The organism is Paraburkholderia sp. BR13439, assembly GCF_040948805.1.
In the GTDB taxonomy this organism is placed as follows: Bacteria; Pseudomonadota; Gammaproteobacteria; order Burkholderiales; family Burkholderiaceae; genus Paraburkholderia; species Paraburkholderia youngii.
Genome location: NZ_JBFPKN010000007.1, coordinates 117,095 through 130,889, shown reverse-complemented (window position 1 = coordinate 130,889; position 13,795 = coordinate 117,095). Strand labels below are relative to the sequence as shown.

Genomic DNA, 13,795 nt, shown 5'->3' with positions numbered 1-13,795 from the left:
TCGCATTGTCGCCGCCAACCCGCCACGCCGGGTGGCCCAAGGGGCGCGGCGACAGGCCGGCTGGTTAGCGCGGCCTGCGAGCGGAATTTACTTGGCAGCCGGCTTGACCGATGCAACTTCCTTGTCGGCCTGGTCACGCGTTGCCTTGATCGATTCCGGCATGTACTTCTGCATCAGACCGTTCACGACGTCGCGGCCAACCTGGTCTTGCACCTGGATGAACTTGCGTCCGGTCGGGCTCTTGTAGAACGTGGTCAGGTCCTTGATTTCCGACACGCTGTAGTACTTTGCGTACGCATCGTACTGAGCTTGCATCGCGTCCTGACGGAAGCCGTCGGTTGCGAAGACCTGGCCTGCCGCGTCCACCAGCTTCGGCACCGCGTTCTTCTGCAGCGTCGGCACGGCGGCCTGCTTCTGCTTGTCCGTCATCGTCTTGTTCTCGGTCAGCGCGTCCGACAGGATTGCCGGCACGAGCTGCTTGGCCTGCATCTGCGCGCTATTGCCGATTGCGCCAACCAGCTTCTGCGCGTCGATGGCGTCGAGCAGGTCCTTGATGGCAGCTTGCTTGGCCGGATCAACCGGTGCTGCTGCGGCAGCCGGAGCTGCGGGCGCCTGGTTCTGCAGCGCTTGAGCCATGGCGAAGGTCGGCACGATGGCAGCCAGCAACATCAGTTGTTTGAATCGTTTTTGCATCATTACTCCCTAAGAGAAATTAACTTGAACCGCACGCCGCACGGGAAAGCGTACCGGCCTGATACGCGTTGACCCGCAGCGTAGCTTCAACGTATTAACTGAGACTGAAAGCCGCTGGCACGGATCAAGCCGCGCCGCCGCCCTCGCCGCCGTTATCACCTTCAGCGGAGCCGTCGGAATCGCTTTCCGACTCGCCCTCGGCCTCAGCTACCTGTTGCAGACCGGACAGCTTGGTCCCTTCGTCAAGGCTGATGAGTGTAACACCTTGCGTTGCGCGTCCCATTTCACGAATTTCCGACACGCGCGTGCGAATCAGCACACCCGTCGTGGTAATCAGCATGATCTGCGCTTCCGAATCCACGAGCGTCGCGGCAACGACCCTGCCATTGCGCTCCGACGTCTGGATCGCGATCATGCCCTTCGTGCCGCGGCCGTGACGCGTGTACTCGGTGATCGGGGTGCGCTTACCGAAGCCGTTCTCGGTTGCGGTGAGCACCGACTGTTGCTCGTCGCCGGCCACCAGCAACGCGATCACGTTCTGGCCGTCCTCGAGTTGCATGCCGCGCACGCCGCGCGCCTCGCGGCCCATCGGACGCACGTCGTTTTCGTCAAAGCGCACTGCCTTGCCCGAATCAGAGAACAGCATCACGTCGTGCTGGCCATCGGTGATCGCGGCGCCGATCAGGTAATCACCCTCATCGAGACCGACCGCAATAATACCCTTGCGCAGCGGCCGGCTGAATGCCTCGAGCGGCGTCTTCTTTACCGTTCCTAATGCGGTTGCCATGAACACGAACTTGTCGGCCGAGAACTCCTTGACCGGCAGCACGACCGTGATCTTTTCGCCTTCCTGCAGCGGGAACATATTGACGATCGGCCGGCCGCGCGAATTGCGCGAGCCCTGCGGCACCTCGTAGACCTTGACCCAGTACACCCGGCCGCGATTCGAGAAGCACAGGATGTGGTCGTGCGTATTGGCGATGAACAGCGTGTCGATCCAGTCGTCTTCCTTCATGGAAGTGGCCTGCTTGCCACGACCGCCGCGCTTCTGGGCCCGATATTCGGACAGCGGCTGCGATTTCACGTAGCCCGCGTGCGACATCGTCACGACCATTTCCTGCGGCGTGATCAGGTCTTCGGTGTTCAGTTCGGTCGCGTTCAACTCGATCTTCGAGCGACGCGCATCGCCGAATTCGGCCTTGATCGACGAGAGTTCGTCGACGATGATCGCCGAAATGCGTTCCGGGCGAGCCAGAATGTCCAGCAGGTCAGCGATCTGCGCCATCACATCGCGGTATTCGCCAATGATCTTGTCCTGCTCGAGACCGGTCAGGCGCTGCAGACGCATCTGCAGGATTTCCTGCGCCTGGGTATCGGACAAACGGTAGAGGCCATCGGCCTGCATGCCGAACGACGGGTTCAACCCCTCCGGACGATATGCTTCGCGACCGCCCGCCGACGCGTTATCCGTCTCGGCGCGCGACAGCATTTCGCGCACGAGCGACGAATCCCACGAGCGCGACATCAGTTCCTGCTTGGCGATAGGCGGCGTCGGCGCGGCCTTGATGAGCGCGATGAATTCGTCGATGTTCGCGAGCGCAACCGCCAGACCCTCGAGCACATGGCCACGTTCGCGCGCCTTGCGCAGCTCGTAGACGGTGCGCCGCGTCAGCACTTCCCGGCGATGCGACAGGAAGCACGTCAGCATTTCCTTCAGATTCAGGAGCTTCGGCTGGCCGTCGACGAGCGCGACCATGTTCATGCCGAACGTGTCCTGGAGCTGGGTCGCCTTGTACAGATTGTTCAGCACGACCTCGGGCACTTCGCCGCGTTTGAGCTCGATCACGACACGCATGCCGCTCTTGTCGGATTCGTCGCGGATGTCGGAGATGCCTTCGAGCTTCTTCTCGTTGACGAGCTCGGCGATACGCTCGAGCAGCGAGCGCTTGTTCACCTGATACGGCAATTCGTCGACGATGATTGCCATGCGCTGGCCGCGGTCGATTTCCTCGAAGTGCGTCAGCGCGCGCATCACAACGCGGCCGCGACCGGTGCGATAGCCGTCGCGCACGCCGGCCACGCCGTAGATGATGCCGGCGGTCGGGAAGTCGGGTGCGGGGATGATCTCGATCAGCTCGTCGATCGTCGCTTCCGGGTTTTTCAGCAGATGCTGACACGCGTCGACGACTTCGTTGAGGTTGTGCGGCGGGATGTTGGTCGCCATGCCGACCGCGATGCCGGACGAGCCATTGATCAGCAGATTAGGGATGCGCGCGGGCAGGATGGCCGGTTCATTCTCGCTGCCGTCGTAGTTCGGCACGAAGTCGACCGTTTCCTTGTCGATGTCGGCCAGCAGTTCGTGGCCGATCTTCGCCATGCGGATTTCGGTGTAACGCATCGCCGCGGCGTTGTCGCCGTCGACCGAACCGAAGTTCCCCTGGCCGTCGACGAGCATGTAGCGCAGCGAGAAGTCCTGCGCCATCCGTACGATCGTGTCGTAGACAGCAGTGTCGCCGTGCGGATGGTATTTACCGATGACGTCGCCGACGATACGCGCCGACTTCTTGTAGGCGCGGTTCCAGTCGTTGTTCAGCTCATGCATCGCGTACAGCACGCGCCGGTGCACCGGCTTCAGGCCATCGCGGACATCGGGAAGCGCTCGCCCTACGATCACGCTCATCGCGTAATCGAGATACGAACGGCGCATTTCCTCCTCAAGGGAGATTGGCAGAGTCTCTTTGGCGAATTGATCCATTATCCGTATCTTTTACGTGCGAAGGCGGGGGTTCGCCGCAACTTCGCGTAAGCATTGCAGGCGCAACGCATCACGCGATTCTAACATGCCACGCATCCGCGCCCGACGCAGGTACGTATACATATTAGAGGGGCACCCGCCAACACCTCGCCGATCCCACAATTTCAGGCCCACCAGGCTCGATTCCTGCGTAGGGCCAATCCCCCGCTCAGCCAGAGCCGGCGGACCGCTCAGACGAAAACATTTGTTGCGCATGCACCACATTTGGAGGGGGATTTGAATGGGGGCAGATTTTTTTTTCGTCGGAGGGGAACGATATGGCAAAATGCCAACGCACAAAGAGTCAGACACTGCTCGAAGTCTATACAGCCGGTTTTTGTTCCGCACCAATGTTATACTTCGAGCAATGTATGACTGGTCATCCGTCAACAGGCTCGCAGTAAACCTGCGGTAATCTCAATTTCGAGAGGAGAAATATGAATAAACTTTCAAAGCTCGCGTTCATTGCAGCTACCGCAGTTATGGCTGCATCCGCCATGGCGCAGTCGGTGCCGGCGTCGCGACAAGCTACCAACGACAACTGGGTGAATGGTACTGGCGAATACGTGTGGATGAACGGCACGAACGAGCTTTGCTGGCGCGATGCATTCTGGACGCCCGCAACGGCTAACGCCAAGTGCGACGGCGCTCTGGTTGCTCAGGCTCCGACCCCGCCGGCACCGGTCGCTCCGGCTCCGGCTATCTCCAGCGAAAAGATTACGTATCAAGCTGATGCGCTGTTCGACTTCGACAAGGCAATCCTGAAGCCGGCTGGCAAGGAACGTCTGAGCGAACTGGCATCGAAGATCCAAGGCATCAACCTCGAAGTCGTCGTTGCTACGGGCCACACCGACCGCATCGGTTCGGACGCTTACAACGACCGTCTGTCGCTGCGTCGTGCTCAAGCTGTGAAGGCCTTCCTGGTCAGCAAGGGCGTCGAAGCCAACCGTATTTACACGGAAGGCAAGGGCCGCCGCAACCCGGTTACCACCGGTTGCAACCAGAAGAACCGCAAGCAACTCATCGCCTGCCTCGCACCGGACCGCCGCGTGGAAGTCGAAGTTGTCGGTACGCCGAAGCAGTAAGCTGGAAAATTACCGCAGTATCGAAAGCCCCGCTTCGGCGGGGCTTTTTTTATGTGCGGGGGCCGCGACGTGGCGTGATGCGCGGCGGAGGAACACCCGTTCCGCTACTAGCAGCTCGCAGCTCGGATTGGCAGCCGTTCGCTGGCGCGCTTTTGCCGCTCTTTCTCTTGCCCTATATACTCAGAGTTTATCCTCGAGCGTCCGCTCACCGCTTTCATCGAGGCAGCCTTCGCCATGACCAACGCCGATCCCCACGAACTACAGAAATTCAGCGACCTCGCGCATCGTTGGTGGGACCCGAACGCCGAATTCAAACCACTGCACGAATTGAATCCGATTCGCCTGCGCTGGATCGACGCGCACGCGCATCTCGCCGGCAAAAAGGTGCTCGATATCGGTTGCGGCGGTGGCATCCTGTCGGAATCGATGGCAGGCTTGGGCGCGCATGTTAAGGGCATCGACCTGTCGACGCAGGCACTCGGCGTCGCCGATCTTCACAGTCTTGAAAGCGGTGTAACTGTCGATTACGAAGAAATCGCGGCCGAGGCGCTGGCCGCGCGCGAACCGGGCACCTATGACGTGGTCACCTGCATGGAAATGCTCGAGCACGTTCCCCAGCCGGCCGCGATCGTCGAGGCCTGCAAGAATCTCGTGAAGCCGGGCGGGTGGGTGTTTTTCTCCACGCTGAACCGCAATGTGAAGTCGTATCTGTTCGCGGTGATCGGCGCCGAATACATCGCACGAATGCTGCCGAAGGGCACGCACGACTACGCGCGCTTCATCCGCCCGTCGGAACTCGCCGGCTTCGTGCGCGCCGCCGATCTGCGCACGGCCGACATCAAGGGCATCGTGTACAACCCGCTCAGCAAGCATTTCGCGCTGTCGTCCGACACGAGCGTCAACTATATGCTCGCCTGTCGCCGCGACGCCTGACCTGCCAGAACCGCCCCGATCCGCCGTATCCGAAACGAACAATGAGCGACCCGACTCCCCTGCCGCAACGCGAAGACAACGACGACACGCTCGGCTTTTGCCTCGCCGTGCTTTTCGACCTCGACGGTACGCTTGCCGACACGGCGCCCGACCTCGCGGCAGCCGTCAATAAAATGCGTCACGACCGGGGACTCGAGATGGTGCCGCTCGAGAAGCTGCGCCCGCTCGCCTCGGCCGGAGCGCGCGGACTGATCTGCGGCGCGTTCGGCATCGGGCCCGATCATCACGAATTCGCATCGATGCGCGAGGAGTTTCTCGCGAACTACGAAGCGGACCTGTGCATCGAGACGACGCTCTTTCCGGGCATCGCGGAAGTGCTCGACGAACTCGACGCGCGCGGCGTGCGCTGGGGCATCGTCACGAACAAGGTCGCGCGGCTCACCGAACCGCTCGTCGCGCAACTCGGGCTCGAGGAGCGCGCCGGCTGCGTGGTGAGCGGCGACACGACCCCACATTCGAAGCCGCACCCCGCGCCGCTGCTGCACGCGGCGCGTGAGCTGGACATCGCGCCGGAGCGCGTCGTTTATATCGGCGACGATCTGCGCGACGTGCAGGCCGGTTTTGCTGCCGGCATGAAGACCGTCGCCGCCGCGTACGGCTATTGCGGCAACGACATTCCGCCGACACGGTGGCACGCGCAACACGTGGTGGAGTCGACGGCCGAGTTGCAGACCCTGCTGCGCGACATTGGCTGACCAAGTCCGGCCACCCAACACGCACGACGCGTGCCGTCGATCTATTGTAAAATCTCCTTTGGCTCATATATGTGAGCAACGAACCGCGGGGGCGACCTGGTTTCGACAGGGGTTGCGAAGCGGCTAGGGCATGTCGAGGACCCGTCACCTCGTTAATCAATGGGAAAAACGTAACTGCAAACGACGATACGTTCGCACTGGCAGCCTAAGGGCCGCCGTCCTCTGCCTAGTTCACTGACGGGCTAGTGTCGCAAGACCGGTAGCAATACCGACAGAGGTCATATACGTCAGTTAAGCCTTGGCGGCGTCACGACGTCCGGGTCGAAAATCTAGTGAATCGCCGTAGCGCAGCGTGTTCGTCCGCGTCGCTGCGGTTAAATCAAAAGACAGAACTAAACATGTAGAACTGGTCGTAGAGGACTTCTGGACGCGGGTTCGATTCCCGCCGCCTCCACCAAACACCAGGCACGTTCGCAATGAACGGCTCCGAAAAACCCCGGTAGCTTCACGCTGCCGGGGTTTTTTATTTTCGGTAGCGTCCGCGACCAACAACATGACCCGGTAGCACCGCCGGCTGCATGAGCAACTGGCCGGCGGCCACGGCGGCACCGACCGACAAGCCGTCGGGCGACTGGACGCTAATCCCGAGCTCGGACGGGAAGCAGCGATGGGCGTACAAGGGCCATCCGCTGCACCACTACGCGGCCGACAAGCAGGCCGGCGGTGCAAAGGGGACGGCTTCAAGGACACAGCCGATCCGCAAACTGCGCCACCACTGCACCCGCCACAAAGCGCAACGCCGGCCCAAGGGCCGGCGTTGCGTCAAACCTCGAAGCTCGGGCGAAGCCCGCGCCGTTCCTTAGTCGTCCTTCGGGCATTGCAGATTGCAGCCGCTCGGATCGCCCATGTCACCGCGCTTGCGCGCTGCCGATCGTTTGCCGTGCTGATACTTGTCCGACGGCGCGGACGCGGCGAACGGCATCTGCGGATGCTCGTTGAGGCGGAATTCATCGTTCAGGATGCCCCCCGGCACGCCAGGCGAGTTTTGCGCGTAAGCGACGGAGACGGTGGCACAGAGCACACCAGCCGCGGCAGCGGCGGCGCATGCGTGGAAAAGAGCTTTCATGTTGGTTCGGCGCGGCTTGCCGCGCGGTTAGAGCGGATACGAAGCCAAGAGAGTAGCCGAAACCGGCTTGCCGCGCAGCAGCGCGCGCCGAGCGCCATCGAGTTTCTGATTACGAGCTCTTACGCCGCCGTTAAGCTAGCGCGCCGCCGAGCCCCTCGTCGAGATCGACGAGCCTGCCGCAGTCGCACGGATCGTAGCCGGCGAGCTGCTCGACACGATGGTGAAACGCGCTGCCGCGCAACAGATGGATCACCGTCGCGAGCGGCGCGCGTGACAGGTGCGCGCGGTCGCACGCGAAGTAATAGTCCTCGTCGACGATCGGAATGAAGTCGAGCCCGAAATGATGCGCGGCGGGCTGCACGCCGAAGCCTATGTCCGCCATGCCGCTCGCGACGAACGCCGCGATCGCGGAGTGCGTCAGCTCGGTCGACGCATAGCCGTTCACGCGGTCCGGGTCCACCCCGATCTGTCGCAGCGCGAGATCGAGCAGCATCCGCGTACCCGAGCCGGGCTGGCGGTTGACGAAACGGATGTCGTCGCGCGCCAGATCGCCGAGCCCACCGATTCCCTTGGGATTGCCCTTGCCGATGAAGAGCCCTTGCTTGCGCCGGGTCAGATGCACGAGCACATGCCGTTGCGGATCGAGCCAGCGCCGGTAGGTATCGGCGCACACCGCACGAAACTCGCCGAGCGGCAGGTGAAAGCCGGCCAGATCGCACTCGCCGCGCGCGAGCGCGCTGACCGCGTCGGCGCCGTCGCGGTACTTGATCTCGACCGGCAGGTCGTTGGCGACCAGTGCAGTCACGAGCGCGGCCACCGCATAACCGTGCGACGCGTGGATGCGCACGTTATCGGTGGGGGGCGCGAGCCAGCGGTTCAGATCGCTCGCCACTTCGCTCGCGAGCGCCTGCAGATTGCCGTCGAGCCGCTCACCGCAGAGCCGCTGCCCACGCAGCACCGCGTGTCCGAGGTCGGACAAAACCGAGCCGCGCCCCCGCTCTTTCGCTATCAGCGGACCGCCAAGCCGCTCCTCGATGCTGCGCAGCAAACCCCAAGCGTGCCGGTAGGACAAACCCTTAAGCGCCGCCGCCTGCGCAATGCTGCCAGATTCATCGACAAGCGCGAGTAACGGCACCACGTCAGACAGGCTGGCCTCGCGGCCGTCCGCACCCTTCACGACCAGCTCGACCTGACATTCGATCCTGACCATATATGTTTGACCGTTTCCTATTGCACGCGCCGGTTAGCCCGCCTATCTTTCGGCTATACCATATCGAATAAGCGAAGCATACGTGCCCGTATTATGAATAACAAGTGCATATATCGCTTTGGAGGAGCCCCACTTTGGACGATTCTCTCGCCACGGCGCCGGATCAGCTCGTGCAACGACACGCGCAACCGGGCCGCACGCTCATGACGATCCTGCATGCGATCCAGGACGAACTCGGCTTTGTGCCACCTGCCGCAGTCGGACCGCTCGCCCGCGCGTTGAACCTGTCGCGCGCGGAAGTGCACGGCGTCATCACCTACTACCATCACTTCCGCACCACGCCGGCCGCGCCCGTCACGGTACAGCTGTGCCGCGCCGAAGCATGCCGCAGCATGGGCACCGAGGCGCTCGCCCAGCACATCGAGGCGCACACGGGTTGCCGCTTTGACACCGGTCACCATGACGGCGCGACGGTAGAGCTCGAATCGGTGTACTGCCTCGGCCAATGCGCGCTGTCGCCGGCGATGATGCTCAACGGCACGCTGCACGCACGCGTTACGCCACAGAAATTCGACGCGCTGCTCGCCGCAGCCAGCAAACGCGTGGAGGTGCCGGCATGACGCGCATCTATGTTCCGCGCGATTCGTCGGCGCTCGCGCTCGGCGCCGATGCGCTTGCCGAAGCCATCGCCAGCGAAGCCGCGCGCCGCGGCATGGCGATCGAACTGATCCGCAACGGTTCGCGCGGGTTGCTGTGGCTCGAACCGCTGGTCGAAGTCGCGACGCCCGAAGGCCGCATCGGCTATGCGAATGTCGACGTGGAAGACGTCGCTGCGTTGTTCGACGCGGGCTTCGTCGACGGCGGCGAGCATGCGCGGCGCGTCGGCGTGGTCGACGAGGTTCCGTATCTGAAGAAGCAGCAGCGCCTGACCTTCGCGCGGATCGGCATCACCGACCCGCTGTCCATAGACGACTACGTCGCACACGGCGGCCTCGAAGGCCTACGCAACGCGCTGCAAACCGACGGCGATGCCGCGTGCGAAGCGCTGATCCAATCCGGCCTGCGTGGCCGCGGCGGCGCGGCCTTCCCGGCCGGCATCAAGTGGCGCACGGTGCGCGGCGCGAAGGCCGCGCAGAAGTACGTCGTCTGCAATGCCGACGAAGGCGATTCGGGCACCTTCTCCGATCGCCTGGTGATGGAAAGCGATCCGTACGTGCTGATCGAAGGCATGATCATCGCGGGCATCGTGACTGGCGCAACCGTCGGCTACATCTATGTGCGCAGCGAATACCCGCACTCGATCGCGACGCTCGAAGCGGCCATCGCCCGCGCGCGCACAGCCGGCTGGCTCGGCGACAGCGTGCTCTCGAGCGGGCAGCGCTTCGAGCTGTTCGTCGCGAAAGGCGCGGGCTCGTACGTGTGCGGCGAAGAAACCGCGATGCTGGAATCGCTCGAAGGCAAGCGCGGCATCGTCCGCGCGAAGCCGCCGGTGCCCGCCCTCGTCGGTCTCTACGGCCAGCCCACCGTGATCAACAACGTGATCACGCTCGCCACGGTGCCGATCATCTTCGCGCGCGGCGCGGCGTTCTATAAGGACTTCGGCATGGGCCGCTCGCGCGGCACATTGCCGTTCCAACTGGCCGGCAACATCAAGCGAGGCGGCCTCGTCGAACTCGCGTTCGGCGTGACATTGCGCCAACTGCTCGACGACTTCGGCGGCGGCACCGCGAGTGGCAGACCGGCGCGCGCGGTGCAGGTCGGCGGTCCGCTCGGCACATATTTGCCGGAAAGCCAGTGGGACATCCCGATGGACTACGAAGCGTATGCGGCAGTCGGCGCGGTGATCGGCCACGGCGGTCTCGTCGTGCATGACGACACGTCGAACCTGGCCGAGCTCGCGCAATACGCGATGCACTTCTGCGCGCTCGAATCGTGCGGCAAATGCACACCATGCCGGATCGGCTCGACGCGCGGCGTCGAGGTGATCGCGCGGATTCGTAATGGCGACACGTCGACGCGTCAGGTGCAACTGCTGCGCGATCTGTGCGACACGATGGTGTCCGGTTCGCTGTGCGCGATGGGCGGCATGACGCCGTTCCCGGTACTGTCCGCGCTCGATCATTTCCCTGAAGACTTCGGTCTCGCCGCCGATCCCACTGCCGACCACGCCACCAAAGCGGCCGCGGCCTGACTCCAGGAGTTCATCATGTCCGACCAGTTCAACTCCCCCGCAGGCGCCCCGAAGGAAGTCCCCTTGGGGGGCGGCTGCGGCTCAGGCAACTGCGCGTGCAAGTCGCAAGCGATGGCACGCGCCTCCAGCCCATTCGCCGACGACACCGACTACGGCACCCCCGCGCGTCACTCGGACGTCGACGTGACGCTCGAAATCGACGGCCAGGCGGTGACCGTGCCCGCCGGCACGTCGGTGATGCGCGCGGCGGCCGAAGCCGGCGTCAACGTGCCGAAGCTGTGCGCGACCGATTCGCTCGAACCGTTCGGCTCATGCCGTCTGTGTCTGGTCGAAATCGAAGGACGGCGCGGCTATCCGGCCTCGTGCACGACGCCGGTCGAAGCCGGCATGAAGGTGCGCACGCAGACCGACCGTCTGCAGACGCTGCGTCGCAACGTGATGGAGCTGTACATCTCCGATCATCCGCTCGATTGCCTGACCTGCCCCGCCAACGGCGACTGCGAACTGCAGGACATGGCCGGCGTGACCGGCCTGCGCGAAGTGCGCTACGGCTTCGACGGCGAGAATCACCTGAAGGACAGGAAGGACGAATCGAATCCGTACTTCACGTACGACCCGTCGAAGTGCATCGTCTGCAATCGCTGCGTGCGCGCGTGCGAGGAAACCCAGGGCACGTTCGCGCTGACGATCACCGGACGCGGCTTCGAATCACGCGTCGCGGCGAGCGAGAACCAGCCGTTCATGGAATCGGAGTGCGTGTCGTGCGGCGCGTGCGTGGCCGCGTGCCCGACCGCGACCTTGCAGGAAAAGACCGTCGTGATGCTCGGCCAGCCCGAGCACTCGGTCGTCACCACTTGCGCGTATTGCGGCGTCGGCTGCTCGTTCAAGGCCGAGATGAAGGGTAATCAGGTCGTGCGGATGGTGCCGCACAAGAACGGCCAGGCCAACGAAGGCCATGCATGCGTGAAGGGCCGCTTCGCGTGGGGCTACGCGACGCACAAGGACCGCATCAAGAAGCCGATGATCCGCGCGAAGATCACCGACCCTTGGCGCGAAGTCAGCTGGGACGAAGCGATCTCGTACGCGGCATCGGAATTCCGTCGCATCCAGGCGAAGCATGGGCGCGATTCGATCGGCGGCATCACCTCGTCGCGCTGCACGAACGAAGAAACGTACCTCGTGCAGAAGCTCGTGCGCGCCGCGTTCGGCAATAACAACGTCGACACCTGCGCGCGAGTCTGCCATTCGCCGACCGGCTACGGCCTGAAGACGACGATCGGCGAATCGGCGGGCACCCAGACGTTCGCCTCGGTCGATAAGGCCGACGTCATCATGGTGATCGGCGCGAATCCGACCGACGGCCATCCGGTGTTCGCCTCGCGTCTGAAGCGGCGCGTGCGCGAGGGTGCGAAGCTGATCGTGGTCGATCCGCGCCGGATCGACATCGTCGATACGCCGCACGTGAAGGCGTCGCGTCATCTGCAATTGCGGCCCGGCACCAACGTCGGGATCGTCAACGCGCTCGCGCATGTGATCGTCACCGAAGGCCTGCTCGACGAAGCGTTCATCGCCGAGCGCTGCGAAACGCGCGCGTTCGAGCAGTGGCGCGATTTCGTCGCGCTGCCGGAGAACTCGCCGGAAGCGACCGAAGCGGCAACCGGCGCGCCCGCGCAACAGGTGCGCGAAGCCGCGCGCATCTACGCGAGCGCCGGCAACGCCGCGATCTACTACGGCCTCGGTGTCACCGAACACGCGCAAGGCTCGACGATGGTGATCGGCATCGCGAACCTTGCGATGGCGACCGGCAACATCGGCCGCGAAGGTGTCGGCGTGAATCCGCTGCGCGGCCAGAACAACGTGCAGGGCTCGTGCGACATGGGCTCGTTCCCGCACGAGCTGCCCGGCTATCGGCACATCGGCGATCCGCTCGTGCGCACGCAGTTCGAAAACGCCTGGAACGTCACGCTGCAACCGGAACCGGGCCTGCGCATTCCGAACATGTTCGACGCCGCGCTGCACGGCAGCTTCAAGGGCCTGTACTGTCAGGGCGAGGACATCGTGCAGTCGGACCCGAACACGCATCACGTGGCGGCGGCGCTGTCGTCGATGGAATGCATCGTCGTGCAGGACATCTTCCTGAACGAGACCGCCAAGTACGCACACGTGCTGCTGCCCGGCTCGTCGTTCCTCGAAAAGGACGGCACGTTCACCAATGCCGAGCGCCGCATCTCGCGCGTGCGCAAGGTGATGCCGCCGCTCGGCGGGTACGCGGACTGGGAAGTCACGCAGCTGCTGTCGCGCGCGCTCGGCTACGAGATGGACTACACCCATCCGTCCGAGATCATGGACGAAATCGCACGGCTCACGCCGACCTTCCACGGCGTGTCGTTCCAGAAGATCGACGAATTGGGCAGCATCCAGTGGCCGTGCAACGAGGACGCGCCCGACGGCACGCCGACGATGCACGTCGGTACCTTCGTGCGCGGCAAGGGCAGGTTCGTGATCACGAAGTTCATCGCCTCGCCGGAGAAGGTCACGCGCAAGTATCCGCTGCTGCTGACGACCGGCCGCATCCTGTCGCAGTACAACGTCGGCGCGCAGACGCGCCGCACCGACAACTCGCTCTGGCATGACGAAGACCGGCTCGAACTGCATCCGGACGATGCGGAGGAACGCGGTATCAAGACCGGCGACTGGGTCGGCATCGAATCGCGCGCGGGGCAGACCGTGTTGCGCGCGAAGGTGACGGAGCGCATGCAGCCGGGCGTCGTCTATACGACGTTCCACTTCCCCGAATCGGGCGCGAACGTGATCACGACCGACAGCTCCGACTGGGCGACCAACTGCCCCGAATACAAGGTGACCGCGGTGCAGGTGATGCCGGTCGAGCAGCCGTCGCAATGGCAGAAGGCCTATTCGCGCTTCAGTAGCGAACAGCTCGATCTGCTGAAACGGCGCGAGCAGGCCGATTCGGCCGCGGCCGTTACCGCCGGCAAGTGAGGCGAGCC

Annotated in this window: 11 protein-coding genes and 1 other RNA gene; 8 read left to right on the top strand and 4 right to left on the bottom strand. The window is 63.6% G+C overall.

Translation table 11 applies throughout. The features are described 5' to 3' along the window. Window positions 1-87 precede the first annotated feature (87 nt). Both AB3X96_RS16260 and gyrA read right to left on the bottom strand, forming a co-directional pair. Complete coding sequence (locus AB3X96_RS16260) at window positions 88-693, bottom strand: DUF2059 domain-containing protein (RefSeq protein WP_176105377.1); 606 nt, start codon at window positions 691-693, stop codon at window positions 88-90. A 124-nt stretch (window positions 694-817) separates the two neighbouring features. Further along, entirely contained in the window at window positions 818-3,448 is a 2,631-nt protein-coding gene (gyrA, locus tag AB3X96_RS16255) for a DNA gyrase subunit A (RefSeq protein WP_176105376.1), read from the bottom strand. A gap of 476 nt (window positions 3,449-3,924) precedes the next feature. Here gyrA and ompA point away from each other — a divergent pair, with 476 nt between their 5' ends. The 5 genes from ompA (at window position 3,925) to AB3X96_RS16230 (ending at window position 7,123) form a co-directional block, all read left to right on the top strand. Further along, window positions 3,925-4,572, top strand: coding sequence for an outer membrane protein OmpA (ompA, locus tag AB3X96_RS16250; protein WP_026228725.1), 648 nt, complete (start codon window positions 3,925-3,927; stop codon window positions 4,570-4,572). A gap of 234 nt (window positions 4,573-4,806) precedes the next feature. Beyond that, window positions 4,807-5,505 (top strand): bifunctional 2-polyprenyl-6-hydroxyphenol methylase/3-demethylubiquinol 3-O-methyltransferase UbiG, encoded by a 699-nt coding sequence (gene ubiG, locus AB3X96_RS16245; RefSeq protein ID WP_176105375.1) that lies wholly within the window; start codon window positions 4,807-4,809, stop codon window positions 5,503-5,505. Window positions 5,506-5,546: 41 nt separating this feature from the next. Further along, entirely contained in the window at window positions 5,547-6,260 is a 714-nt protein-coding gene (gene gph / locus AB3X96_RS16240) for a phosphoglycolate phosphatase (RefSeq protein ID WP_184011034.1), read from the top strand. A gap of 87 nt (window positions 6,261-6,347) precedes the next feature. After that, window positions 6,348-6,717: a transfer-messenger RNA gene (ssrA, locus tag AB3X96_RS16235) on the top strand. 121 nt (window positions 6,718-6,838) lie between these two features. Continuing rightward, window positions 6,839-7,123 carry a hypothetical protein gene (locus tag AB3X96_RS16230; protein WP_368590498.1) on the top strand — a complete coding sequence of 95 codons (285 nt, stop codon included), beginning with the start codon at window positions 6,839-6,841 and terminating at the stop codon, window positions 7,121-7,123. On the opposite strand, the gene AB3X96_RS16225 is transcribed toward AB3X96_RS16230, so the two are convergent. Together AB3X96_RS16225 and AB3X96_RS16220 are read right to left on the bottom strand one after the other, a co-directional pair. Then, the gene (locus tag AB3X96_RS16225) at window positions 7,120-7,386 is read right to left on the bottom strand and encodes a hypothetical protein (RefSeq protein WP_176369263.1); all 267 of its coding nucleotides are present in this window, start codon (window positions 7,384-7,386) and stop codon (window positions 7,120-7,122) included. The genes AB3X96_RS16230 and AB3X96_RS16225 overlap by 4 nt on opposite strands. Before the next feature lie 130 nt (window positions 7,387-7,516). Further along, the gene (locus tag AB3X96_RS16220) at window positions 7,517-8,596 is read right to left on the bottom strand and encodes a substrate-binding domain-containing protein (RefSeq protein ID WP_368590497.1); all 1,080 of its coding nucleotides are present in this window, start codon (window positions 8,594-8,596) and stop codon (window positions 7,517-7,519) included. Between the two features lie 134 nt (window positions 8,597-8,730). Here AB3X96_RS16220 and AB3X96_RS16215 point away from each other — a divergent pair, with 134 nt between their 5' ends. Genes AB3X96_RS16215 through fdhF form a run of 3 tightly spaced genes read left to right on the top strand, consistent with a single transcriptional unit; the run spans window position 8,731 to window position 13,787 of the window. Continuing rightward, window positions 8,731-9,216 (top strand): NAD(P)H-dependent oxidoreductase subunit E, encoded by a 486-nt coding sequence (locus AB3X96_RS16215; protein ID WP_368590496.1) that lies wholly within the window; start codon window positions 8,731-8,733, stop codon window positions 9,214-9,216. Further along, window positions 9,213-10,787, top strand: coding sequence for a formate dehydrogenase beta subunit (locus AB3X96_RS16210; protein ID WP_368590495.1), 1,575 nt, complete (start codon window positions 9,213-9,215; stop codon window positions 10,785-10,787). Before AB3X96_RS16215 ends, AB3X96_RS16210 begins: the two co-directional genes overlap by 4 nt. Before the next feature lie 15 nt (window positions 10,788-10,802). Beyond that, a complete protein-coding gene (gene fdhF / locus AB3X96_RS16205) occupies window positions 10,803-13,787 on the top strand; it encodes a formate dehydrogenase subunit alpha (RefSeq protein ID WP_368590494.1) in 2,985 nt (994 codons plus the stop codon). Window positions 13,788-13,795 lie beyond the last annotated feature (8 nt).

What these genes read in the sequence shown, in the direction of transcription:
- AB3X96_RS16260 (WP_176105377.1), bottom strand. Translation starts at nt 693, where the DNA reads ATGCAAAAACGATTCAAACAACTGATGTTGCTGGCTGCCATCGTGCCG.
- gyrA (WP_176105376.1), bottom strand. Translation starts at nt 3,448, where the DNA reads ATGGATCAATTCGCCAAAGAGACTCTGCCAATCTCCCTTGAGGAGGAA.
- ompA (WP_026228725.1), top strand. Translation starts at nt 3,925, where the DNA reads ATGAATAAACTTTCAAAGCTCGCGTTCATTGCAGCTACCGCAGTTATG.
- ubiG (WP_176105375.1), top strand. Translation starts at nt 4,807, where the DNA reads ATGACCAACGCCGATCCCCACGAACTACAGAAATTCAGCGACCTCGCG.
- gph (WP_184011034.1), top strand. Translation starts at nt 5,547, where the DNA reads ATGAGCGACCCGACTCCCCTGCCGCAACGCGAAGACAACGACGACACG.
- AB3X96_RS16230 (WP_368590498.1), top strand. Translation starts at nt 6,839, where the DNA reads ATGAGCAACTGGCCGGCGGCCACGGCGGCACCGACCGACAAGCCGTCG.
- AB3X96_RS16225 (WP_176369263.1), bottom strand. Translation starts at nt 7,386, where the DNA reads ATGAAAGCTCTTTTCCACGCATGCGCCGCCGCTGCCGCGGCTGGTGTG.
- AB3X96_RS16220 (WP_368590497.1), bottom strand. Translation starts at nt 8,596, where the DNA reads ATGGTCAGGATCGAATGTCAGGTCGAGCTGGTCGTGAAGGGTGCGGAC.
- AB3X96_RS16210 (WP_368590495.1), top strand. Translation starts at nt 9,213, where the DNA reads ATGACGCGCATCTATGTTCCGCGCGATTCGTCGGCGCTCGCGCTCGGC.
- fdhF (WP_368590494.1), top strand. Translation starts at nt 10,803, where the DNA reads ATGTCCGACCAGTTCAACTCCCCCGCAGGCGCCCCGAAGGAAGTCCCC.